This window comes from Rhodococcus sp. BH5 (assembly GCF_027583855.1).
In the GTDB taxonomy this organism is placed as follows: domain Bacteria; phylum Actinomycetota; class Actinomycetes; order Mycobacteriales; family Mycobacteriaceae; genus Rhodococcus_F; species Rhodococcus_F qingshengii.
In genome coordinates, this window is the sequence record NZ_JAJHVW010000016.1 from 49,701 (window position 1) to 70,500 (window position 20,800).

Below are 20,800 nucleotides of genomic sequence, written 5' to 3' on the forward strand. Positions count from 1 at the left end.
TGGACTCCTCAACCGCTCACAGGTTCCGACGAAGGAGGGCTACTTCTCGTGTTTCCTACTCATCGCCCTCGCCGGCTCCGGCGCACTCCTGCGCTCCGGCGACTCGTGGCAGAGACCTCGCTCGAACCCCGGCACCTCGTTTTGCCGATGTTCGTCGCCGACGGCATCGACGCACCGCGTGAGATCAGTTCCATGCCAGGCGTTTTCCAGCACACCCTCGATTCGCTGCGGTCCGCAGCGGTGGAAGCGGTGGAAGCCGGCGTCGGTGGCCTGATGCTGTTCGGTGTCCCGAAGGCGGAGGACAAGGATCCCCAGGGGTCCGGTGCCTCCGATCCCGACGGCATCCTCAACGTCGGATTGCGCGCTCTGGCAGACGAACTCGGCGATTCGACGGTCATCATGGCCGATACCTGCCTCGACGAGTTCACCGATCACGGCCACTGCGGCGTGTTGACTGCCGGCGGCGCTGTCGACAACGACGCGACCTTGATCCGATACGTAGAAATGGCTCTCGCGCAAGCTGAATCGGGTGCGCACCTGCTCGGCCCCAGCGGCATGATGGACGGTCAGGTGGCTGCGATCCGTGGTGCACTCGATGCTTCGGGGTATGTCGATGTCGGCCAGCTCGCCTATGCCGCGAAATATGCGTCAGCGTTCTACGGGCCGTTCCGTGAAGCCGTCGGATCCTCACTGCAAGGCGACCGTCGTACGTATCAGCAGGACGGCGCCAATCGCCGCGAGTCGATGCGCGAGGTAGACCTCGACGTCGCCGAGGGCGCCGACATGGTGATGGTCAAGCCTGCAATGTCCTACCTGGACATTCTGCGTGAGACCGCCGACCGGTCCCCGGTTCCGGTCGCTGCGTACCAGATCTCGGGGGAGTACTCGATGATCACTGCGGCCGCGCAGAACGGGTGGATCGATCGGGACGCGGCGATTCTCGAATCGCTCATCAGCATTCGCCGCGCCGGTGCCGACGTGGTCCTCACGTACTGGGCGTCGGAAGTTGCCGGATGGCTGTGACGGAGTCACGCATGGTGGCTGCGCCGGTATCGACCGATACGCTGGTGTCATGACCGAGCAGTGGCCGCCGTCGCGCCAGGAACCGCCCCGCCGGGAACCTCCCTACGAGAACCAGCCGTTCGAGAATCAGCCGTACCGCGAACTCGGACCGATGCCGACGGGTCAGATCCCGGGATACGGCCCCGGTTACAACGGATACCCGGGACCTGCGCCGAAACCCGAGCCGCCGACGGACGTCGTGACTGCGATTCAGTTGTGGTGGGCTGTGACGGCGCTGGGGTTGGTCCAGGGCGGCGCGATGATCTGGATGCTGCTCGGGCAGAAGTCGATGTTCGTCGACGAGATGCTCAGAAATCAGGCAGCTGTCGACGCCGGTCTGACGCGTTCCGACGTGGAGGGCATGTTCCCACTGGTCATCGTGTTCTCTGCGGTTTTGGTCGTGATCGTCACCGCGGTGTTCCTTCTGTTCGTGCGCGCGATGAGTCGCGGCAGGAACTGGGCTCGAATGTTGCTGACGTTCTGTGGCGTCTTCATGCTGGTCTCCGCGATCCCGGTGATCTTCGGGCTCGGCGGAGACGGCGGCGCGGCCACTCTGCTGTTCGGCGGAGCGGAAATCCTGCAGGCAGTTGCTGCTGTCGGGGCGATCGTGATGATGCACCGAAAAGAGTCCAATCCGTACTTTCTTCGTTTCCCCCCGGCGGGGAACCGGTAGGTAGCTCGGGGTACTGTGAAACGGGTCACTGAAGTAGTAGGGGAGAGGTCGGACGCGATGAGTTCTCAGGAAGCCCTGCGTACGGAAAGCACCCACGACGCGCCACTGCGCCAACGTGGTTCACGCACCGAAGTGATCTTGTTCGCGATCCTCGGAGCCTCTGTTCTGGTGACACTCCTGATGCTCATGATTCCGGGCATCGTCAGCGGATAGCGCACACTTGAACCCGTGAGTATCTCTACGAAGGTCAGGCGCCCGACGGCTGTCGAGGCAGCATTCTGGCTGTGGATCGCCAGCGCGTTCCTGCTCATACTCTTCGGCCTGATCAATGTCACCAGCGCTTCGTATTCGTTGCGTGAGCAGTTCACCGATCAAGGCGTTTCGGCCGGAAACATCGACATCTACGTCACCTTCGTGCGGGTGTCCGGGCTGGTTCTGCTGTTGACCGGCCTCGCGATCGGCGGCCTCGCCGGTCCCACTCGCGCCGGACGGGCGTTGTGCCGACGGATCCTGGTGATCGTGTCCGGAGTGTTCGCGGTGCTGCAGATCGCGCTGGTCGTCGCCGGGATCAGTACCGTGCTCGCGCTGGTTGTTCCCGTCATGCTGATCTGTGCCTGCGTCGCGATCTACCGCGACACCACCCGAAGTTGGTTTGCCCGTGGCTGATCGCGCGCCGGAAATCGGCCCGGACGTTCTGTACTACGAACCGGGTTCTCGGTGGTGGGCCATCGCGTTCGGTCCGATCTTCTGCCTGATCGCCTTGGTCATCGAACTGTTCACGGGCCCGGTGGTGCATTGGTTCGGTCTGGCGATGTTCGCCGTGATCCTCACCGGATTGGTCTACGTGCAGGTGATCGCAGCACGGCGGCACGCGAGCGTACTTCTGACCGCGACCACGTTGCGTCAGGGAACCGAAGAGGTGCCGATCACCGAGATCGCCGAGGTGTTCCCGGAGTCCGACGACGCTGCCTACGAGGACGAAATGGAACCGTGGGAAACGGCACGCGCGCTCGGTGAGCTGTCCGGAGTGCCCAGGCGTCGGCACGGTATCGGCTTACGTTTGACCACCGGGGGATTGGTGCGGGCGTGGGCAAAGGACGATCAGGCACTGCGCGAGGCGTTGAGTCAGGTCGTTGTGGTTGGTGTCGAACCGGACGGGTCTGCCGATGACTGAGCCACAGCCATCCCCGCGTGTCGACGTGAAGACGTGGATCGGTGTACTCGGTATCGTCGCCGCAACGATTCTGGCGGTCGTGTGCTGGCGAGCGGGTACGACGACGTCCGACTTCGGACCGATACTGGAGGGCGCTCCACCGTTCGAGAGCACGCACTACGACGGTCTCTGGATCTCGGGCGCCGGGTTGTCGATTCTGGTTGCGGGGCTGATGGCCATCGATGTCGTGCGCCGCGTCCGGGTGGGCTTCGTCGCATCGCAGTAGCCCTCATACGGGTAGGGGGTATAGTTGCGGTATGAGTAGTTACAGCCCCGAGCAGGACGATCTGCTCAAGCGCCTTCGTCGTATCGAAGGTCAGGTAGCCGGAATTTCACGCATGGTCGCAGACGACCGGTACTGCATCGACGTGCTCACCCAGGTATCCGCCGCGACGAGCGCGTTGCAGTCCGTGTCCCTGAAGCTTCTCGACGCCCACCTTGCGGGTTGCGTCGTCGAAGCTGCCAAGCAGGGTGGTCCGGAAGCGGACGTCAAGATCAAGGAAGCTCAGGCGGCCATCGCTCGCCTCGTTCGTTCGTAAGGTGTCGGTCCGTCACTCCGTGATGGACCGCGCGAGCGCCCGGGCGGAGAAGCTCACGAAGTACTCGGGTGTGACTTCTTTGGCGATGTTGATGACGATGGTGTCCGACAGGCCTTTGAGTCCGGAGAGCACGAGATGGATCAACGCGGGGTCGTCGATCAACCGGCTCCCTTCGGCTGCAGCAGATTCGGTGAGCGCTCGAATCAATGCCGAGTTGTAGACCGCTACGGATGCGTGAAGTTCCCGCATGCTTTCTCGGTCGGACCCGGCCATGCCTTCGATGTCGCGCCAAGTGGTGGTGAGTCGACCCACCCGTGCCCAGTGCCGAGCAAACTCGGAAATCATGGACTCGAGTAAGGCGCTCAGTCCCTGCTCGCGGGGGAGCGAGTTCACGAAGTCCGCCATTTCCAGCTGACTTTCGCTGAGGAGGGCGGCGAAGATGTCCTGCTTGTCGACGAAGTACTGGTAGATCAGGCCAGTGCTGGTGCCGGCTCGTTTGGCGACAGCGCGGATCGTGAGCGCGGAGTAGCCTCCTTCGTCCAGAAGCGAGATCGCCGCGTCGAGAGTTCGGCGTCGACGCACTTCGGCGTCGCCGTAGATCGACTTGCTGCTGGTACTGCTCATTTGATCACCGTAGTCGCGGTGGTCGGCATCCTCAATTCACATCGAACACTGTTCGTTGTCGAACGCCACCCAGAAACCAATGTGACTCAGATCATAGAATGAACATTGTTCGAAATAGAATGAACATCGTTCATTCTGGTGTTACGGTATGGCGCAGACCACATCGAGGCCAGTGCAAAGCGCTGGACACTCTGCGGTCTGCCTGACCTTTCTTCCCGTATCGATCGGGAGGTCTACATAGTTGTGGAGTACCTATGACACGCACTAACGATGAACGCGCGGCGATCGACATCGCCGCTGCGGCTGGAGAACTTCTGCTCGACCATCGGAAATCCCTCGGCGAAAACGACGGTGATGTCGCGACTTTCAAGAACGCGGCCGATCGGCTCAGTCATGAATTCATCGTCGCCGAACTTGCCCGACGCTTTCCTGCGGATGCAGTGCTGTCGGAGGAAGGGGCTGACGACCTCGCGAGGCTGGCTGCGGATCGGGTGTGGATCGTCGACCCTCTCGACGGCACCCGTGAGTACGGCGAGGCCGGACGATCGGACTGGGCCGTTCATGTTGCGCTGACCGAAAACGGTGTCCTCACAACCGGTGCGGTCGCAATGCCTGCCCTTGGCGTCACCTATTCGAGCAGCGATGATCGGACCGAACGGGATGCCGCGACGCCGGTTCGAGTCGTCGTATCGCGGACGCGTCGTCCGGAACCGGTCATGCGCATGGCCGACTCGATGGGCGCGGAGTTGATCGAAATGGGATCCGCCGGAGCCAAAGCAATGGCGGTCGTCTCGGGTGAGGCAGACATCTACGCACATGCGGGCGGACAGTACGAGTGGGATTCGGCGGCGCCCGTTGCTGTCGCACATGCTGCGGGACTGCATGTTTCGCGTATCGATGGCAGCGAACTGCGCTACAACCAGGAAAACCCGTGGTTGCCGGATCTGCTGATCTGCCGACCCGAACTCGCCCCGAAAGCACTGGAGGAACTGGGCCGATGACCGCGACACTGACGCACCTCGAACGACTCGAAGCCGAGAGCATTCACATCATGCGTGAGGCTGTTGCCCAGAGCGAGAACCCGGTGATGTTGTACTCGGTGGGCAAGGACTCCGCCGTGATGCTGCATCTGGCGCGCAAGGCCTTCTATCCGTCGAAGCTGCCGTTTCCGCTTCTGCACGTCGATACCACGTGGAAGTTCCGTGAAATGTACAAACTTCGTGACAGTACCGCTGCTGCAGGCGATCTCGATCTGATCGTCCACACCAACCCGGACTGCGTGAAGCAGGGGATCAACCCGTTCACTCACGGCAGCGCTGTCCATACCGATATGTGGAAGACCGAGGGCCTCAAACAAGCCCTCGATCACTACAAGTTCGACGCTGCATTCGGCGGCGCCCGACGTGACGAAGAAAAATCCCGCGCCAAGGAACGCATCTTCTCGATCCGATCAGCTGCGCACCGTTGGGATCCCAAGCAGCAGCGACCGGAACTGTGGCGGATGTACAACGTCCGCAAAGCGCCGGGCGAGAGCCTGCGCGTCTTCCCTCTCTCGAACTGGACCGAGCTGGATGTGTGGGAATACATACGCCAGGAAGAGATTCCGATCGTTCCGCTGTATTTTGCCGACAAGCGGCCCGTCGTCGAGCGGGACGGTGCGCTGATCATGGTCGACGACGACCGGATGCCGTTGCTGCCGGGAGAGACTCCGAAACTCAAGAGCGTTCGTTTCCGCACCCTCGGCTGCTACCCGCTGACCGGAGCCGTCGAATCGACCGCAACGAGCCTGACCGAGATCATCTCGGAAATGTTGCTCACCACCACTTCCGAACGCCAGGGACGGGTCATCGACCACGACTCCAGTGCGTCGATGGAGAAGAAGAAGCAAGAGGGGTACTTCTGATGACTGTTTCCTCGGATCTGATCGCTGACGACATCGAGGCGTACCTCGAACGTCATGCAAACAAGAGCATGCTGCGATTCATCACGTGCGGCAGCGTCGACGACGGCAAGAGCACCTTGATCGGCCGTCTGCTCTACGAATCGAAACTCGTCTTCGACGACCAGTTGACGGCGCTCGAAGCCGATTCGCGCAAGAGCGGAACCCAGGGGGAGGGGCTCGATTTCGCGCTCCTGGTCGACGGTCTCGCCGCCGAACGTGAGCAGGGCATCACGATCGACGTCGCCTATCGCTACTTCACGACCGAGCGACGCAAGTTCGTCGTCGCCGATACTCCGGGGCACGAGCAGTACACCCGAAACATGGTGACGGGCGCGTCGACCGCCGATCTTGCTGTGATCCTTGTCGATTCCCGCAAGGGGATACTGACTCAGACCCGCCGGCACTCGTATCTGGTGTCGTTGCTGGGGATCAAGCATGTGGTGCTTGCCGTGAACAAGCTCGACCTCGTCGACTACTCGCAAGAGGTCTTCGATGCCATTACCGCGGATTATGCAGAGTTCGCTCACGAGATCGGTCTGGACGGGTTCGTCGCCATCCCGATGTCGGCATACATGGGTGACAATCTCACCGAGCGCAGTGCGAATACCCCGTGGTACTCCGGACCAAGCCTGATCGAGCATCTCGAAAGCGTGGACATCGACGATGCTGCCGCCGCGGCTCCGTTCCGGATGCCGGTGCAGTGGGTCAACCGGCCGGACCTCGACTTCCGCGGATTCTCCGGCCAGATCGTTTCCGGCACCGTATCTCCCGGAGATCCCATCCGCGTGCTCCCCAGTGGAAAGACGTCCACAGTCGAGCGCATCGTGACCATGGGTGGCGACCTCGACGTTGCCGGTGCGGGCCGCTCGGTCACCATCACGCTCGCCGACGAGATCGACATCAGTCGCGGTGATGTGCTGTCCATCGGCGACAATCCGCCGGCCGTAGCCGATCAGTTCGAGGCCTGCATCGTCTGGATGGGTGAGGCTCCCATGCTGCCCGAACGGCCGTTCCTGTGCCAGATCGGTACCGTCACAGTCACTGCGCGCATCACCAAACCGAAACACAAGATCAACGTCAACACTCTCGAGAAGACCGCAACGACTACTCTCGCGCTCAACGAAATCGGTGTGTGCAACCTCAGTTTCGATCGACCGGTCCCGTTCGACCCGTACGTCGGCAACCGTGACACCGGTAGCTTCATCCTCATCGACCGCCTTACCAACGGCACTGTCGGTGCGGGCATGATCACGCACTCGCTGCGTCGATCGGACAACATTCACTGGCAATCCGTCGACGTCGACGAGGCCGCGCACACCAGGCTCAAGGGACACCAACCCGCAGTTCTGTGGTTCACCGGTCTCTCCGGTTCGGGAAAGTCGACCATCGCGAACGATGTCGAGCGTCAACTGCACGCACTCGGCGCGCACACCTACCTCCTCGACGGAGACAACGTCCGTCACGGGCTGAATCGAGACCTCGGATTCACCGAAGCCGACCGCGTCGAGAACATCCGTCGCGTCACCGAGGTCACCCGACTGATGGCGGACGCCGGTCTGATCGTGCTCGCGTCCTTCATTTCACCGTTCGAGGCCGAGCGTCATGCCGCCCGTGAATTGATCGGCGACGAACAGTTCGTCGAAATCTTCGTCGACACCGCTCTTGCCGTCGCAGAGGAGCGAGATCCCAAGGGTCTGTACAAGAAGGCTCGACGGGGCGAGTTGGTGAACTTCACCGGAATCGATTCGCCGTACGAACCGCCGCAGAACCCTGACATTCACATCGACACCAGTGTCACGACGACCGAGGACGCTGCGATCGCGATCGTCGACCATCTCCGCGCCCGCGGAACCATTTCTTGATCCGCCTGAACACGAGGAGCATCCATGCCTGACAGGGCTGAAATAGTTTCTGCCGTAGAAGATTACGTCAAGTGTCTCGGAAGTCACGACGTCGACGGACTGGTTGCGCTGTTTGCGCCCGACGCAGTTCAACACGAACCGCTGGGGGTCCAGACCTACCGCGGAATCGAGGAGATTCGCGAATTCGATACCGCGAACGCGCAGGTCGATTTCACAGTCAGCCTGCTCGGTCCGATTTCGGTGACGGGAAAGTACGCAGCGATGCAGCTTCGGGTGCAGCGCGCCGGTATCCCTGACTTCGCTGCCACCGATGTGTTCGAGTTCGACGAGAACGGCAAGATCATCTCCCTGAGTGTTGTTCTCGATCCGCAGGCGCTGTGCTGACCCATCAGGGCCTGCTGGCAGGCAAGGTTGTCGTCGTCTCGGGAGTGGGCCCGGCGCTGGGTCGTTCGATTGCGCTGCAGAGCGCGGCGGCCGGAGCGAAGGTTGTTCTGGCTGCCCGCACACCCGAGCGCTTGGAATCGGTGGCAAGGGAGATTCGAGACCGCGGCGGAATCGCGTTGGCCGTACCGACGAACCTCACCGACGTCGATTCGATCGCTTCGTTGGCGGAGACAACTGTCGCTGAGTTCGGTGCGGCGCATTGCTTGGTGAACAACGCATTTGTTCAACCCGCGCAGGTCCCGCTCCTGGACGCCGACGTGGCGTCCATCCAGTCGGGCATCGACATCAACTTGCTCGCGGCGTTGAACGTCACCAGAGAATTTGCTCCGGCATTGATCGAGTCGCACGGGTCCGTCGTGATGGTCACGTCCATGGTGTTGCGCAACCAGCTTCCCGGGTTCGGGGCCTACCGCATCATGAAATCCGGGCTCCTGGCAATGGCACGCAGTTTGTCGATCGATCTCGGTCCCAAGGGCGTTCGAGTCAATTCGGTTGCTCCCGGCTATATCTGGGCGGACTCGGTCAAGAACATGTTCGAGAAGAAGGCGGCGGAGGCAGGAGTCGACCCCAAGGTGATCTACGACGAGATCGCAGCGGGCGCCGATCTGCGCCGATTGCCGGAGCCAGATGACATCGCAAACGCTGTCGTCTTCCTCCTGTCCGATTCAGCCAGGGCCATCACAGGGCAATGTCTCGACGTCAACTGCGGTCACACGCACCACTGATCAACTCATACAAGGACTAGCCATGACACAGGATTACGACGGCATCGGTTCCATCGATGACCTGCACCAGGCTGCGCGCGAGGCGGCCGGGTACGAAAACTTCGGCAGCGAAAGCTATCTCGAAGGACTTCGAGTTCTCCTCGAGTCGTTCCAGAACGAGGCCGACCTCACTCCTCACGGCAAGGTGATCGCTCGCAAGATGATCGTCGGAGCGCTCGCGGGTCGCCTGACCAGTGAGGCCGGATTCGAGAAATATCCAGAGCACGTAGATGTTCCGATCGAACGCCCGATCTTCGTGGTCGGGTTGACCCGCACCGGCAGCACCGCGCTGCACCGCTTGCTCGGTGCCGACCCAGCGCATCAGGGCGCCGAGATGTGGCTCGCCGAGACGCCGCAGCCGCGCCCCGAGCGCGACAAGTGGTCGGAGAACGAAGATTACGTTCGCTCCGACGCCTTCTACCGTGCTCGCCAGCGTAACGAGGCAGACCTGATGAAGGTTCATTTCATGGGGGCGGAGGAGGTCGAGGAATGCTGGCGGCTGCTGCAGCAGACGATGCTCTCGACCGCGTTCGAGACGGTGGCGTACGTGCCGAGTTACACCCGGTGGCTGGCGGAGCAGGACTGGACCGAAACATATGCGCGGCACAAGAAGAACCTGCAGTTGATCGGGCTGCACGACCAGGACAGACGGTGGGTGCTCAAAAGCCCGAGCCATGTCTTCGCGATCGACGAGATCATGTCGGTCTATCCGGATGCACTGTTCGTTCGGACCTTCCGGGACCCGTTGACATCGATGGCGTCCACCTTCAGCCTCGTCGAGCAGGGCGGACACGACATGTCGAGGGCCTTCGATCGTCCGGCCATCGGGCGCACGCAACTGGAGTTGTGGGCGCGAGGGAATGCGAACGTCAACAATGCCCGTAGCCGTTACAACCCCGATCAGTTCATCGACGTCGACTACAAGGACTTCATCGCCGATGCGGTCGGCACCGTCGAGAAGATCTATGCACAGTTCGCCCTGCCCTTCACAGACGACGCCCGCGCCGCGGTGGAGGCGTCGCATCAGGCCAGCCTTGCCGAGCACCGTCGTCCGTCGCATCGCTATTCGCTCGAGGATTTCGGCGTGAGCGCTGCCGACGTCGAAGCGAAGTTCGCCACCACATCCTGAAGGCCTCCGGCCCTGTGCGCCTTTTTGGTAGTGCCGACTACCAAAAAGGCGCACAGGGCGAAGCCCCAACCGAAACAAGGAGATTCACATGAATGCTGTTTGGGAAAAGTTCTGCGCAGATCTGCTCGAGGTCGGAAAGGTCCTGGAAGACGAGATCGTCCCTCAGGATCCGCTGACTCAAGCCGAGGGCGTCCGCTACCTGAGTCGGTTGCTTCGGTACGGCACGATCAACTGTGTTGAGTACACCGATCCGCGGTGGCCGCAGTTCTCGTCGGCTCCGAACCCGAACATGATGACGAAGATCGGTGCCGACAACCCGGACAACGTCTACATGCGCGCCAACATTTCCGGTAAGTACAACTACCGGATCATCGGCACCCGAGGCACCGTCCCGCTGATCACCTTCGGCTCGCGCGTAAATCGGTACCACATCGACGGCACCATGCTGCAGACCGGCGATCTGCATATCCACGACCTCGAGGTCGACGAGAACGGCCGTTTCGAGTTCATCGCGAGCGTCGACAAGCCCGATGAGGGCGCTTGGCTGCCTTTGGCGCCCGACAGCAACCTCATCTCCGTTCGGCAAACTCACCAGGATCGACGCAACGAGATTGTCGGTGATCTGACCATCGAATGCCTGAACCCGGACGGGGAGTTCGTCCCGTTGACTCCGGAAGAGATCGGCGAGCGCCTCACCAAGTCCGTCGGGATCGTGAAGGGGATGGCGGAGACCTTCCTGGAATGGTCGCGCAAATTCCAGCCGCACACCAACGAGATCTTCGACTGGGGACAGGACTACTTCCAGGACGCCGGCGGCGATCCGACGATCTTCTACTTCCACGGTTACTGGAAGCTCGCCGAAGACGAGGCGTGGGTCATCGAGACCGAGGTTCCGAACTGCGAGTACTTCAACTTCGTGCTGCAGAACTTCTGGGTCGAGTCCCTCGACTACAACCGCACGAACATCTACATCAACAATCACACCGCGAAGCTCAACGACGACGGCACCATGACAATCGTCGTGGCGGCGAAGGATCCGGGTTATGGCAACTGGATCGACACCGATTCGCATGCCGAGGGGACATGGGCGCTGCGCTGGATCAAGGCGGACTCGCACCCGATCCCGACGTCGAAGGTAGTCAAGATCTGACACGCTGACGGAGATTGGGAACGTATGTACACCAGGAAGATTAGGTTCGGCCCTCGCTTTGTCGCGCTCGGGCTTGCCGGTGCATTGATGTTGGCCGGCTGCGCGTCGAGCAGTGGGGACAACTCGGGATCGGCTTCACCGAGCAGTAGTGGCGCAGCTGGTTTTGTGGGCGCCCCAGATGTGGGGGAGCGGATCGACGGCGGTGTTCTCACCTTCGGGTCCTATTCGTTCCCTTCCTCGTTGGACCCCACGAGAACGCAAGCCGCCGGTTCGACCGGCGGAACCGAAATGGCCGCGATTTACGACACGCTGGTACGCAGCGACTCCACAAACGGGAGCTTCGTGCCACAACTCGCGAAGACACTGTCGAACAACAGCGACTTCACCTCGTACACCGTCACTTTGGCTGACGGCCTCACCTTCAGCGACGGAAGTCCGCTCGACGCGGAAGCGGTGAAGTGGAGTATCGATCGATTCGTGGCAGGCAAGGGTGATGTATCGCAGACCTGGCTCAACATCGTGGATCGGATCGAGACGCCCGACGCCACCACAGTCGAATTCGTGCTCGAGCGGCCCTGGCGTCAATTCCCGGCGCTGTTGTCGCTCGGGCCCGGAATGATCGTTGCGCGAAGTTCAGGGGGAGAGGCAGGGTCGGTTTCAGGAACCGGGGAGAGAGCGTTCACACCGATCGGGGCGGGTCCGTTCACCTTGGCCAAGTTCGCCCCGCACGAAGAACTGGTACTCGCCGCACGCACGGATTATCAGGGCGGTAAACCTCCACTGGACACAGTGCGGTTTGTTCCCACGTCGGGTGCGCAGTCTCAGTACGAATCGTTGAAGAGCGGCCAGATCGACATGACGTACATCCTCCGCGACGAGGCCGTGATCGAACAAGCTCTCGACGACGGATACTCGGGTTACCTCAGTCCGACCGGACAGAACGGGATTGGCACGATCAACAACCGTGAGGGCAAGCCCGGGGCCGATGTTCGCGTCCGTCAGGCGATCGCCTACGGGGTGGATCCGGCGGCGGTCAATACCCGGGCGAACAACGGATTGGGCACCGCCAGTTCCGAACTGGTCCCGCAGACGTCACGTTGGTACAACAACACAGCAGGCATTCCGTTCGATCAGGTGAAGGCAAAGGCGCTGCTCGATCAAGCGAAGTCCGACGGGTACGACGGGAAACTCCGCTACCTCACCACCTCGGAGCCGAGCCAACAGGCGACGGCACTGACGGTTCAGGCGTCGCTGAACGCGATCGGTTTCGACGTCACCATCGACTACGCGACCGATGTGACCGATCTGGTTCGACGGGTATACAAGGACCACGATTTCGACATGACCAGAGGTGGCGCTCCGGTCGGAGAAGAAGCGCCGTACCTCAATTTGTACAACAGTATGGCCAGTGATTCGAAGAACAACCCGTCCGGCTTCGCGGACCCGGAGATGGACGCGATGATCACAGCTGTGCAGACGGCATCGACGGACGATGCTGTCCGTGAGGCGATCAGCAAGGTGCAGGAGTACGCCAACGCGACTGTGCCTTACGTGATCTGGGGGCCGGCGTCGGTGTTGACCGCATGGGACGGCAATGTTCACGGCGTCGTACGCAACATCACCGACATCATGTTCTTGGGCGGCGCTTGGATCTCGCCCAACGGCGAAACGGTGGAACGATGAAGTGGTCCTTGGCCGGTGCGATGATCGACGCCCTGGAACTGTGCGAGTTGGCGCAGGTCGCCGAAGAGGTGGGGTTCGACGGAATCGCGATGCCGGATTCCGTGTTCTATCCGGAGCAGGTGTCGGCGCCGTACCCGTACACTGCTGACGGGAAGCGGATGTGGGCGCCCGAGACGCCGATGCCTGATCCGTTCATTGCCATGGCGGCGATGGCGGCCGTCACATCGCGAATTCAGTTCTACACCAACGTGTTCAAACTTCCACTGCGCGATCCGCTGTTGACTGCCAAGCAGGTCGCGACCATGGCCGTGATGTCGAGGAACCGCGTCGCTCTCGGCGTCGGTTTGTCCTGGATTCCCGAGGAATTCACCTTCACCGGTACCGAGATGCGCACCCGCGGCGCGCGTACCGACGAAGCCATCGAGATCATCAAGGCGGTGTGTGCGGGACGTGGGCCGGAATGGGTCGAATACCACGGCAAGCACTACGATTTCGACGCTCTGATGATCAGTCCTGCTCCGGAGATTCCGGTTCCGATCTACATCGGTGGGCACAGCGAACCGGGGTTGCGTCGTGCAGCCAGGCTGGCTGACGGTTGGATGTCGGTGAACACGACCAAAGCCGAATTAGCCTGCGCCATCGATCGTCTCACGGAATTGCGGGTCGAGTACGGTCGTGCCGATGTTCCTTTCGGCGTCAACGTCTCGCCGACGGATGTTCGTGATCTGGACGGATATCGCGAACTCGAGACTCTCGGAGTCACGGAAATCAGAGTTTTGCCCTGGTATCACTACGGAGTTGACGCCGGTGATCGTCAGGGACGACTCGACTCCGTTCGGCGGTTTGCCGAGGAGGTCATCGCTCAGTACTGATCGATCAGCGTCTGCATCGCCCGGCCGTAGAGTTTTGCCAACTCGTCGCGATCTGCGGACTGGGGGATACTTTCGTCGCTGAGGACGCTCAACAGCCCGGACACCTGGGCGGAGACCAGGAGTGCGCGGGTGTACGCGTCTTCGCCGTCTAGACGAGCGGCGAGATTGGTGGCGAATACTCCGGTCATGTCTCGGAGTCGCTCCCGGATGCGTGGACTGTCCGATGCTCGCATGAGCGCTGTGTACACCGACAGCATCCGGGCGTCGGCCTTGCCCAGGACGAAGGCGGCGATTCGCTCACCGAGGGTGTCGAGTGGGCCGTCGAACTGGCCTTCGAAGTAGTCCGCAACCGGCGTGGTTTCCAGGAACAGTGCTTCTTTGGACCCGAAATGCCGGATGACCAGGGCCGGATCGATTCCGGCAACTTTGGCGATGGCGCGAACTGACGTGCCGCCGAACCCGTGCTCGCCGAACAGTTGGAACGCCGCCGCGCGAATCGCCTCGGATGTCGAGGGTTGCTCCTGCTCTGGCGTGTGCCTCGTGGGTGTCACGACATCGACCTCTGTGCTCGCTCGCCGACCGCGTTGTCAACGGCGTTGACTATAACGTGTCAACGGTGTTGACTGTTGAGTCTGTCAACGGTGTTGACAGCTAGATGCGGTTAGTGAAGAGAGCGTGGAATATGACAGATACCGACGTCCGAGTACCCAGCGAAGAAGTTGTCGATCCGCCGACCAATTGGAAGATGGTGGGCAGTGGACTCGCATTTCCGTTGTTCTTCGTCATCATGTTCTGCCTGTGCTACGTCAGCGCCTTCCATTCGCCGACGCCGAATCAGGCACCGATCGTGGTGGTCGGGTCGCCGTCCGTCACGGCCCCGCTGATCGACGGAATCCAGGCTTCGTCGGGTGACAAGTTCGACATCGTTGCCACAGCCAACGCCGCCGACGCACTCTCTCGGATCGACAACCGCGATGCGATCGGCGCCGTCGAGATCGGTGACGCCGTGACCGCACATATCGCCACCGGCGCGGGCGCCTCGACGGTTTCCGTGGTGAGCAGCTTGGCGCATTCGGTTGCGGAGCAGACGGGGCAGCAGGTCACGGTGATCGACTCGGCGCCTGTCACGGCGCGCGACTCCTCGACTGTCGGACTCTTCTACTTCCTGATCGTCTGCACCCTCGGTGGCTACCTGACCATCACGGTGCTCAGTCAGGTTGCGCCGAGAATGCGGTTGCGAGAGCAGTATTCGATCCTGGCCGGTGCGGCGCTACTCACCCCGCTCATAGCCTTCGGCATCACCAGCATCTTCATGCACGCCTTCGGGGCGTCATTCGGCCAGATCCTGCAACTGCTGGGAATCTCGATGGTTTACACGTTCACCGTCGGTGCGGTGAGCATTCTGCTCAATCGACTGCTCGGCCAAGCCGCGATCTTCGCGGTGCTGACGGTGCTCGTTTTCATCAACTTCCCGAGTTCGGGTGGTGCCATTCCGGTGTCGTTCCTGCCGGGATTTTGGCAGCACATCCATTCGTTCTGGCTCGGATCGGCAGCCATGGAGCCCATCCGCTCCGTCATCTACTTCAGTGGCAACGGCGCCGGACCGCACCTGCTCGTTCTGGGGATCTGGCTGGTCGCGGCACTCGGCCTGACCGGACTGCTCGCCTCTCGCCAGTCGAAAAAGGCAGCAGCGCACTGAGTGTGGTGGGGCCGGCGATTGCCGACCCCACCCGAACCCTTTACTTCAGCCGTACCGCGTCGGTGCCCGGTCCGTCGAGCATCGCGGACCCCAGCAGGATGTCCGGAATGCCGAACCCGTCGATCAGTGTCTCGCCGTGGGGGCGCAGGGTGCGGCAACGCTCGTTGATTCCGCGCGTCACGGCCTTCGAACGCTCCACCGACAGATGCCGGTGCTCCATGAACCAGGCCTTGTCCTCTTCGATCACGGACAGTGCGTAGAGATCGCACACCTCGCCGAAGAGTTCCTTTGCGGTCTCGTCCTCACACGAGTCGATGCCGGCGACGAATGCTTCCAGGATGACGCGCTCGATGTGCGCCTGAGCGGCTTTGAGCACGTGGTCCTGCACGAAGTTGAACGCGTCGAACGGGTTCTCCTCGCGCTTCTGCGCTGCCTGCAATCGCCTTGCCGCAGTGGCGAGTAGGTACTCTTCGCGGTCTTCGAACATCTTCATCTGGGTGCCGCGATTGAAGAGGCTGCCGTCCTCTTCGTTGTCCTGGCGAGTGTCGACGATCGTCTGCAGGATCTGCTGCGCTGCCGTGCGTTTCTTGACCACGTCGGAGACCGTCGTAGCGGCGAAGCGCATCCAGTCGACAGGGCTCATGCCGCGGACTTCGTCGGCGTAGGAGGTGAGGAGTTCTTTTGCGACCAACTGCGTCAGAACGTGGTTGTCACCCTCGAACGTGGTGAAGACGTCGGTGTCCGCCTTGAGTGCGGTGAGGCGGTTCTCGGCGAGATAGCCTGCGCCGCCGCAGGCTTCGCGTGCCTCCTGGATGGCCCGAGTGGCATGCCAGGTGTTGGCGGCCTTGAGTCCGGCGGCGCGACCTTCGAGTTCGCGCTGCTCCTGCGGATCCGGGTCGTCGCTGCTCTGGATGTCGTGCATCGCGGCTACGAGTTCGTTCTGTGCGAACTGCAGAGCGTACGAGCGGGCGATCAACGGTAGCAGGCGCTTCTGGTGGACGAGGTAGTCCATGATCAGGACTTCGTCGTCACTCTTCGGAGCACTGAACTGCCTGCGCTGCAGGGCATATCGACCGGCGATGGCCAATCCGACGCGGGCGGCCGCTGCCGCGGAACCACCGACGGTGACACGTCCACGAACCAGTGTGCCGACCATCGTGAAGAAACGACGGTTCGGGTTCTCGATCGCCGAACTGTACGTGCCGTCCTCGGCGACGTCGGCGTAACGGTTGAGTAGATTCTCACGCGGGATGCGGACCTGGTCGAAGACGATGCGGCCGTTGTCGACTCCGGGCAGTCCACCCTTGAGCCCGCAGTCGGACGTCGTGACGCCGGGGAGGTCGTTGCCGGCGTCGTCACGAATCGGCACGACAAAGCAGTGGACGCCCTGACTTTCGCCTCCGGTGATCAGCTGTGCGAACACCGCTGCGACGGTGGCGTGCTGGGCAGCGCCGCCGATGTAGTCCTTGCGAGAGGACGGAGTGGGGGAGTTGACGACGAACTCGCCCGTCTCGACGTCGTAGGTCGCCGTGGTTTCGAGTTCCTGGACGTCGCTGCCGTGACCGGTCTCGGTCATCGCAAAGCAACCGAGCAGGTCCAGATCGATCAGCGGCTTGACGTACGCCTGGTGGTGACGCTCGGTGCCGAGGTTTTCGATGGCGCCGCCGAACAGACCCCACTGGACGCCGGCCTTGACCATCAGTGAGAGGTCGGACATCGCGAGCATCTCGATGCTGGTGACGGCGCCACCCGCGTCGCCCGTTCCGCCGTGAGAGACGGCGAAACCGTTTGCGGCGTACCCGAGATCGGCGAGGACCCGCATCTGTTCGAGAGCCTTGGAGCGCGCAATGGCGGTGTTGGGTGTGTAGTGCGGAGCAAAACGTTCGTCGTTCAATTCGCCGCGAACGCGCTCACGCACCTCCCGCCAGCGTCCGTCGAGTGTTGTCCTGAGGTGGTCCGCTGTGGTGGCCATGGAACCGACGATAGCGCGTAGCGCACCGCGGGCAACCCGGTTCGATCCCAACCTCACATTCAGCAGGAGCCCGCGGCACCCGCTTCGATTCCTTGGCGGAAGAGTTCCTTCTCGCTCTCGGACATAGCCTGGTACGAAGGGTCGTTCTCGACGATCTTCAGGAAGTCGGCGCCCGCCGTCTGGGTCGACGTGTCGCCGCTCTGAACACGCTGCTGAACGTAGACGGACACCGCCGAACACCCGCCGAGAAACGCGGGGTCGGTGCTCGTCGCCGCGGTGGTTCGAGCCGAGTCGGTGGCGCTCGGCGGCGACGAAACTGTCGCCTTGTCGTCGTTCGAAGCGTCCGAACCACACGATGTGAGAAGAATCGCAGCCGAGACCATCAGCGTCGTCAACAGTCGCTTCATGCCCGGAATCGTCTCACGCGGGGCCCGGTTCGACCGGAAAACTCGCCTCGAGCACCGAAGTCCTACACCCTGTCGTTGTCAGATTCGACAGAACTGGGACACTGGAAGCCGTGACTGTGTCTTCCGGTGATCCCGACGTGCATGCAACGAACTCCGCTCGGCTCTTCGAACGTGCCGGCAACGTGATTCCGGGTGGCGTCAACTCGCCCGTCCGCGCGTTCGGTTCGGTCGGCGGAACACCGCGATTCATTCGCGAAGCATCCGGCTACACCCTCACCGACGTCGACGGAAACAACTACGTCGACCTGGTGTCGTCCTGGGGTCCGATGATTCTCGGGCACGCTCACCCGGCAGTCGTCGAAGCCGTTCGCGAAGCCGCGCTCGGAGGTCTCTCCTTCGGTGCGCCGACCGAAGGCGAAGTCGCTCTCGCCGAGGAAATCGTCGCCCGCGTCGCGCCCGTGGAAAAGGTTCGCCTGGTCAACTCCGGAACCGAAGCCACGATGAGCGCAGTCCGCCTCGCCCGCGGATTCACCGGGCGGACCAAGATCGTCAAGTTCTCCGGTTGCTACCACGGCCACGTCGACGCCCTTCTCGCCGACGCCGGATCCGGCCTCGCGACGTTCGGGCTGCCGACCTCTCCCGGCGTGACCGGCGCTCAAGCAGAAGACACCATCGTCGTGCGCTACAACGATCTCGACGCGGTGGCCGCGGCCTTCGCGGCCAATCCCGGCGCCATCGCGTGCGTCATCACCGAAGCTGCCGCCGGAAACATGGGCGCCGTCGCACCGCTTCCCGGTTTCAACGAGGGTCTGCGTCGTCTCACCCGTGAGCACGGCGCACTCCTGATCATGGACGAGGTGATGACCGGATTCCGCGTCAGTGCCTCGGGTTGGTACGGCATCGACAACGTCGCAGGCGACCTCTACACCTTCGGCAAGGTCATGAGCGGCGGCCTGCCTGCCGCAGCATTCGGCGGCCGCGCCGACATCATGGGCCACCTCGCACCGGACGGTCCCGTCTACCAGGCAGGCACCCTCTCGGGTAACCCCGTAGCCGTCGCCGCCGGACTCGCGAGCCTGCGCGCCGCCGACGCCGAGGTGTACGCCAAGCTCGGCCGGAACGCGACCGCCCTCGGCGACCTCATGACCCAAGCACTCACCGCCGAAGGCGTCGAACACCGAGTGCAGTACGCAGGCACCTTGGTGAGCGTGTTCTTCACCGAGAACACGGTGACCAACTACGACGAAGCCAAAGCCGCGCAGACCTGGCGATTCCCCGCCTTCTTCCACGCACTGCTCTCCCGCGGCGTGTACCCGCCGCCGAGCGCGTTCGAAGCGTGGTTCGTCTCCGCAGCACTCGACGATCGAGCCTTCTCGATCATCGCCGACGCCATGCCGCACGCAGCCAAGGCCGCAGCTGCTGCCGTCAAGCCCTGACCAGTTCCCATTCCAGAACACCCGCACGCTTCCGACATCCATCATCTTCAGCGAGGACCCTCGACTGTGACCGACGCCGATCACCCCGACCACACGTCCACCCGCACCATCGTCCACGTCCTGCGCCACGGCGAAGTACACAACCCGCGCGGGATCCTCTACGGACGGCTCCCGGGCTTCCGGTTGTCGGTGGCGGGCGAAGCTCAGGCTCGTGCGGTCGCGTCGGTGCTCGCCGATCACGACATCACCCACGTGGTCGCGTCGCCGCTGCAGCGGGCACAAGAGACCGCGACTCCGATCGCCGAGGCACACAAGCTCGACATCGTCACGGACGAAAACCTGATCGAGGCAGGCAACGAGTTCGAGGGTCTCAAGGTTGCCGTCGGGGACGGTGCGCTCTCGCGTCCGCGTCACTGGTGGAAACTGCGTGACCCGTTCACCCCGTCCTGGGGCGAGCCCTACCTGCAGATCGCGCATCGCATGCTCGCAGCCGTCAATGCCGCACGCGTCGCGGCAGTCGGACACGAAGCCGTCGTCGTCAGCCATCAGCTTCCGGTCTGGACTCTGCGTCGATTCCTGCAGGGTGAGCGTCTGTGGCACGATCCCCGTCACCGTCAGTGTGGACTGGCGTCGTTGACGTCACTGGTCTACGAAGGCGACACCCTGGTCGACATCGTCTACTCCGAACCTGCCGGCGCCTCCGACCCGAGAGTGACAGGAGCATGATTTCGCGCCGCATCGCCGCAGCATTCGCAGCCGCTGCGTCGGCGATGCTTCTTCTCTCGTCCTGCGCGACCGGCGACGACGCCGTCGCACAGGGCGGAACTTTCGACTTCGTCTCACCGGGCGGACAAACCAAGATCTTCTACGATCCGCCGTCCGACCGAGGCACCATCGGCAAGCTCTCCGGGCCCGATCTGATGAACGAAGGTCAGAAGGTCGGTGTCGAGGACTTCGAGGGCAAGGTCGTCGTCCTCAACGTCTGGGGTCAGTGGTGCGGACCGTGCCGCGCCGAAGCCGACGACCTGGAACAGGTCTACGAGCAGACCAAGGATTCGGGCGTGCAGTTCCTCGGCATCAACGTCCGCGACGACACCAAGAACAAAGCGCAGGACTTCGTGGTCGACAACAAGGTCTCGTACCCGTCGATCTACGACCCGTCGATGCGTTCGCTGATCGCCCTCGGTGACGGCTACCCCACGTCGGTCATTCCGACGACGATCGTCCTGGACCGCCAGCATCGCGTCGCCGCGGTGTTCCTCCAAGAACTTCTCGCCGAGGATTTGCTGCCCGTCGTCCAGCGAGTAGCTCAGGAAGACGCGCAGTAAA

General features: G+C 62.3%; 24 protein-coding genes. 20 read left to right on the top strand and 4 right to left on the bottom strand.

The genetic code is table 11. The annotated features are described in order from the left end of the window. The first annotated feature begins 48 nt into the window (after window positions 1–48). The 7 genes from hemB to RhoBH5_RS28190 are packed head-to-tail and all read left to right on the top strand — an operon-like array spanning window position 49 to window position 3,487. Window positions 49–1,023, top strand: coding sequence for a porphobilinogen synthase (gene hemB / locus RhoBH5_RS28160; protein WP_007735309.1), 975 nt, complete (start codon window positions 49–51; stop codon window positions 1,021–1,023). A gap of 49 nt (window positions 1,024–1,072) precedes the next feature. Then, the gene (locus RhoBH5_RS28165; protein ID WP_007735307.1) at window positions 1,073–1,735 is read left to right on the top strand and encodes a hypothetical protein; all 663 of its coding nucleotides are present in this window, start codon (window positions 1,073–1,075) and stop codon (window positions 1,733–1,735) included. A gap of 57 nt (window positions 1,736–1,792) precedes the next feature. Continuing rightward, window positions 1,793–1,948 (top strand): hypothetical protein, encoded by a 156-nt coding sequence (locus RhoBH5_RS28170; RefSeq protein WP_003941930.1) that lies wholly within the window; start codon window positions 1,793–1,795, stop codon window positions 1,946–1,948. A 15-nt stretch (window positions 1,949–1,963) separates the two neighbouring features. Continuing rightward, window positions 1,964–2,401 (top strand): hypothetical protein, encoded by a 438-nt coding sequence (locus RhoBH5_RS28175; protein ID WP_003942066.1) that lies wholly within the window; start codon window positions 1,964–1,966, stop codon window positions 2,399–2,401. Then, complete coding sequence (locus RhoBH5_RS28180; protein ID WP_003941872.1) at window positions 2,394–2,909, top strand: hypothetical protein; 516 nt, start codon at window positions 2,394–2,396, stop codon at window positions 2,907–2,909. The genes RhoBH5_RS28175 and RhoBH5_RS28180 overlap by 8 nt, the downstream gene beginning before the upstream one ends. Further along, window positions 2,902–3,174 (top strand): hypothetical protein, encoded by a 273-nt coding sequence (locus RhoBH5_RS28185; protein WP_007735305.1) that lies wholly within the window; start codon window positions 2,902–2,904, stop codon window positions 3,172–3,174. The genes RhoBH5_RS28180 and RhoBH5_RS28185 overlap by 8 nt, the downstream gene beginning before the upstream one ends. 31 nt (window positions 3,175–3,205) lie before the next feature. Then, window positions 3,206–3,487 (top strand): metal-sensitive transcriptional regulator, encoded by a 282-nt coding sequence (locus tag RhoBH5_RS28190; protein ID WP_003942012.1) that lies wholly within the window; start codon window positions 3,206–3,208, stop codon window positions 3,485–3,487. 12 nt (window positions 3,488–3,499) lie between these two features. On the opposite strand, the gene RhoBH5_RS28195 is transcribed toward RhoBH5_RS28190, so the two are convergent. Further along, complete coding sequence (locus RhoBH5_RS28195) at window positions 3,500–4,111, bottom strand: TetR/AcrR family transcriptional regulator (protein ID WP_003942004.1); 612 nt, start codon at window positions 4,109–4,111, stop codon at window positions 3,500–3,502. 254 nt (window positions 4,112–4,365) lie between these two features. Between RhoBH5_RS28195 and RhoBH5_RS28200 the strand changes: the two genes are divergently transcribed. The 9 genes from RhoBH5_RS28200 to RhoBH5_RS28240 all read left to right on the top strand — a co-directional run bounded on the left by RhoBH5_RS28200 (window position 4,366) and on the right by RhoBH5_RS28240 (window position 13,957). Continuing rightward, a complete protein-coding gene (locus RhoBH5_RS28200) occupies window positions 4,366–5,112 on the top strand; it encodes a 3'(2'),5'-bisphosphate nucleotidase CysQ (protein ID WP_042453014.1) in 747 nt (248 codons plus the stop codon). After that, window positions 5,109–6,014, top strand: coding sequence for a sulfate adenylyltransferase subunit CysD (gene cysD, locus RhoBH5_RS28205; protein ID WP_064688321.1), 906 nt, complete (start codon window positions 5,109–5,111; stop codon window positions 6,012–6,014). The genes RhoBH5_RS28200 and cysD overlap by 4 nt, the downstream gene beginning before the upstream one ends. Then, window positions 6,014–7,915, top strand: coding sequence for a sulfate adenylyltransferase subunit CysN (gene cysN / locus RhoBH5_RS28210; RefSeq protein WP_007735300.1), 1,902 nt, complete (start codon window positions 6,014–6,016; stop codon window positions 7,913–7,915). The genes cysD and cysN overlap by 1 nt, the downstream gene beginning before the upstream one ends. A 24-nt stretch (window positions 7,916–7,939) precedes the next feature. Then, window positions 7,940–8,299 (top strand): nuclear transport factor 2 family protein, encoded by a 360-nt coding sequence (locus tag RhoBH5_RS28215; protein WP_064113991.1) that lies wholly within the window; start codon window positions 7,940–7,942, stop codon window positions 8,297–8,299. Beyond that, entirely contained in the window at window positions 8,293–9,084 is a 792-nt protein-coding gene (locus RhoBH5_RS28220; RefSeq protein WP_064113990.1) for an SDR family oxidoreductase, read from the top strand. Before RhoBH5_RS28215 ends, RhoBH5_RS28220 begins: the two co-directional genes overlap by 7 nt. A 22-nt stretch (window positions 9,085–9,106) precedes the next feature. After that, window positions 9,107–10,252 (top strand): sulfotransferase family protein, encoded by a 1,146-nt coding sequence (locus RhoBH5_RS28225; RefSeq protein WP_208689743.1) that lies wholly within the window; start codon window positions 9,107–9,109, stop codon window positions 10,250–10,252. Between the two features lie 88 nt (window positions 10,253–10,340). Next, the gene (locus RhoBH5_RS28230; RefSeq protein ID WP_042925645.1) at window positions 10,341–11,402 is read left to right on the top strand and encodes a DUF1214 domain-containing protein; all 1,062 of its coding nucleotides are present in this window, start codon (window positions 10,341–10,343) and stop codon (window positions 11,400–11,402) included. A 24-nt stretch (window positions 11,403–11,426) separates the two neighbouring features. Next, window positions 11,427–13,085 carry an ABC transporter substrate-binding protein gene (locus RhoBH5_RS28235; protein WP_064074194.1) on the top strand — a complete coding sequence of 553 codons (1,659 nt, stop codon included), beginning with the start codon at window positions 11,427–11,429 and terminating at the stop codon, window positions 13,083–13,085. Further along, complete coding sequence (locus tag RhoBH5_RS28240; RefSeq protein WP_064113986.1) at window positions 13,082–13,957, top strand: TIGR03619 family F420-dependent LLM class oxidoreductase; 876 nt, start codon at window positions 13,082–13,084, stop codon at window positions 13,955–13,957. Before RhoBH5_RS28235 ends, RhoBH5_RS28240 begins: the two co-directional genes overlap by 4 nt. Here the strand turns inward: RhoBH5_RS28240 and RhoBH5_RS28245 are convergent. Next, window positions 13,948–14,508, bottom strand: a complete 561-nt coding sequence (locus tag RhoBH5_RS28245) for a TetR/AcrR family transcriptional regulator (protein WP_003941925.1) — start codon at window positions 14,506–14,508, stop codon at window positions 13,948–13,950. The genes RhoBH5_RS28240 and RhoBH5_RS28245 overlap by 10 nt on opposite strands. Window positions 14,509–14,639: 131 nt before the next feature. Here RhoBH5_RS28245 and RhoBH5_RS28250 point away from each other — a divergent pair, with 131 nt between their 5' ends. Then, the gene (locus RhoBH5_RS28250; protein WP_270009040.1) at window positions 14,640–15,656 is read left to right on the top strand and encodes a hypothetical protein; all 1,017 of its coding nucleotides are present in this window, start codon (window positions 14,640–14,642) and stop codon (window positions 15,654–15,656) included. A 40-nt stretch (window positions 15,657–15,696) separates the two neighbouring features. Here the strand turns inward: RhoBH5_RS28250 and RhoBH5_RS28255 are convergent, their stop codons facing one another. Together RhoBH5_RS28255 and RhoBH5_RS28260 are read right to left on the bottom strand one after the other, a co-directional pair. Further along, window positions 15,697–17,628, bottom strand: a complete 1,932-nt coding sequence (locus RhoBH5_RS28255) for an acyl-CoA dehydrogenase family protein (protein WP_270009041.1) — start codon at window positions 17,626–17,628, stop codon at window positions 15,697–15,699. A 59-nt stretch (window positions 17,629–17,687) separates the two neighbouring features. After that, window positions 17,688–18,035 (bottom strand): hypothetical protein, encoded by a 348-nt coding sequence (locus RhoBH5_RS28260; protein ID WP_007735283.1) that lies wholly within the window; start codon window positions 18,033–18,035, stop codon window positions 17,688–17,690. 110 nt (window positions 18,036–18,145) lie between these two features. Here RhoBH5_RS28260 and hemL point away from each other — a divergent pair, with 110 nt between their 5' ends. The 3 genes from hemL to RhoBH5_RS28275 all read left to right on the top strand — a co-directional run bounded on the left by hemL (window position 18,146) and on the right by RhoBH5_RS28275 (window position 20,799). Beyond that, the gene (gene hemL / locus RhoBH5_RS28265) at window positions 18,146–19,471 is read left to right on the top strand and encodes a glutamate-1-semialdehyde 2,1-aminomutase (RefSeq protein ID WP_037129903.1); all 1,326 of its coding nucleotides are present in this window, start codon (window positions 18,146–18,148) and stop codon (window positions 19,469–19,471) included. Window positions 19,472–19,537: 66 nt separating this feature from the next. Continuing rightward, window positions 19,538–20,197 carry a histidine phosphatase family protein gene (locus RhoBH5_RS28270; RefSeq protein WP_003941868.1) on the top strand — a complete coding sequence of 220 codons (660 nt, stop codon included), beginning with the start codon at window positions 19,538–19,540 and terminating at the stop codon, window positions 20,195–20,197. Then, a complete protein-coding gene (locus tag RhoBH5_RS28275) occupies window positions 20,194–20,799 on the top strand; it encodes a TlpA disulfide reductase family protein (RefSeq protein ID WP_007735280.1) in 606 nt (201 codons plus the stop codon). Before RhoBH5_RS28270 ends, RhoBH5_RS28275 begins: the two co-directional genes overlap by 4 nt. Window position 20,800: the final 1 nt, after the last annotated feature.